The following is a 2,152-nucleotide window of genomic DNA, read 5'->3' on the forward strand; positions in this document are numbered from 1 at the left end:
GTCGCCCCCTAAACCGATGCGATGCCGCCTGCCCCGCCACGCCCGTCCTCGAGGCCCGGGGCACTTGTTGGAGGGCGTGCTGTGTCGCCTTGGGGGGCAGGCGCACCTCGGTCTGGGGACCATCGGTACACCCGTTGATCTCGGTCACCCCCGGCTGCGGGTGGCCGGCTCCTGTGCGGCGCCCGCGGCAATCCGGTGTCGCCCGGAGGGCGCCGGAATGACGGCTTCCGGTGAATGCACGGTGGCTCCAGTCCTCCGCACTACAGTCATTGTGGACTTTCTGCAGGTCAAAGCAGTGAGCCCGCGCGAGTGCTTGCGTCTCTTCTAAGCACTTGGCCGCAGGTTCGAGTCCTGCCTGTCACCTGTGCCTGTGGCCCGCCTCATGCTTCAGGCCGGGACACGGTGGTCAGGCCGTTCAAGGTGTTCCATGACGAGCTGGTGCGCGCGCCAGCCGTCCGGGAACTTGGGAGGGACATCCAGGTAGACGGGCTGGGTGGTGGGGTGCCGGTCGAGGAGGTCGGGGATGCCGGCGCGGGCGAGGACAATGCAGGCGTGGCGGTGGCGGGAGAGCAAGACGCACAGGCGGCCGGTTTCCAAGTGGAAGGCGCTGGCGTCTACGCGGCCGGACAGAGGGTGCCAGACAAGGGTGACGTCGAACTCGCGGCTTTGGAGGCGGTTGGCGGTGTCCACGGTGATGCCGTCCAGCTCCGGGACGAGGTGGCTGCGGACGGCCTCGGCCTGGTCGTTGTGGGCGACGCCGATGGCGATGCGGGCGGGGGTGAGGCGTCGGCCCTCAGGCGCGGGCGCTTGGTCGCAGTAGGTCCGGAAACCGCGTGAGAGGAGACGCTCGGCGGCGTCCGCGAGGGTGTCGGCCAGTTCGCGGTCGGTGCGCAGGGTGTGCCGGGCGGGGAGTTGGAGGTAGCCCCAGCCGGTCTGGGCGGCCCGCTCGAGGACGCGGTCGACGGGATCGGGGGCGAGAGTGGGCAGCAGTGTCGCGCGCCGGTCCTCGGGACCGGTGCCGGCGATGAACCGGGTGAACGGGTAGAAGGCCCTCTCGACCAGCGGTGCGGCCGAGGCCGGAAGGCGCCAGGAGACGGGGAGCTTGTGGAGCGTCAGGTCGGGTTGTGCGCCAAGGTGACGTCCACAGCGTTGCGAAGGGGGTTCCAGGTCAGGCCGGTCCAGCGGTCGGTCTTGACGCTGCTGAATGGGTCGAGTTGGCCGGGATCGCCGACGAATAGGGCGCTGTCGAAGAGGCCCGCGCAGGCGAGTAAGGCGGCGCAGCGCATCTGGTATGCCTCGTCGACGATTGCGAGGGGCCAGTGCCCGTCCTCCTCCTTGACGCGGGCCCACTTGGCGGCGGTCGCGATGACGATCGGCGGCAGGGGATCCAGGCCGGTGACGCGTTCGGCGCCGAGGACGTTCGTCCGCCCCGCGAGTCGCGAGGACAGTGAGCTCCCGGTGCGCAGAAGCCTGCCGACGGTGAGTCCGGGGTGGTCCCGGACGAGCCACCGGGCCGGTATGCGTGTGGGGAGGTCGTCCGGAAAGCAAGGAAACGAAGAACCATCTCCCGGTCGGCCATCCCCGTCATCATCACGCGCTGCCTGTCCCAACTGTGCTGACCGATTGGCCGTCACCGCGGTATCGCGGCCGGTAGGGTGAGGGGGATCGGAGCGGACACAACGATCCCACATGACATGAGGGCGAGGGCGACGAGACGACGATGGCCGCGCTGGAGGACAGCCAGGGGCGTACACGGGACCGACGGTCGTTGTTCGAGCGGTATCAGGACGCGGCAGCCGATGCCGGTGAACTTGATTCCCATCCGTTCTCCGTGGAGGTCAGTGCCGACGGCCGGCCGACCGACATCGAGCGCGAGGAGGGCGAGGAAGAGGCGTTCGAGCAGATCACCTCTCCCTTCGACCCCGAGCACATCGACATCGACACCCGGACGACGACTGTCGATCTGCTGCTGTCCCGGCTACGTAACGAGATGATCGACCTCGCCCCGGACTTCCAGCGCAAGGCGGGCATCTGGACCGATGGCAAGCAGAGCCGTCTCATCGAGTCGCTGCTGCTGCGCATTCCCATCCCGTCCTTGGGCGCGCAGAGAATCAACACGCTGGTTTGATCTTCGTGTGGGTCGGCTTGGGTG

The 2,152-nt window shown here is 68.5% G+C and carries 1 protein-coding gene and 1 pseudogene; one reads left to right on the plus strand and one right to left on the minus strand.

The features are described 5' to 3' along the window. Nucleotides 1-387: 387 nt before the first annotated feature. Nucleotides 388-1,796, minus strand: a pseudogene (locus NGB36_RS32970) (helicase). On the opposite strand from NGB36_RS32970, the gene NGB36_RS32975 reads away from it, so the two are divergent. Next, nucleotides 1,721-2,128: a DUF262 domain-containing protein gene (locus tag NGB36_RS32975; protein ID WP_255924337.1), complete on the plus strand. Its 408-nt coding sequence runs from the start codon at nt 1,721-1,723 to the stop codon at nt 2,126-2,128. The pseudogene NGB36_RS32970 and the gene NGB36_RS32975 sit on opposite strands and share 76 nt — an antisense overlap. Nucleotides 2,129-2,152 lie beyond the last annotated feature (24 nt).

The organism is Streptomyces humicola, assembly GCF_024436035.1.
Taxonomy (GTDB): Bacteria; Actinomycetota; Actinomycetes; order Streptomycetales; family Streptomycetaceae; genus Streptantibioticus_B; species Streptantibioticus_B humicola.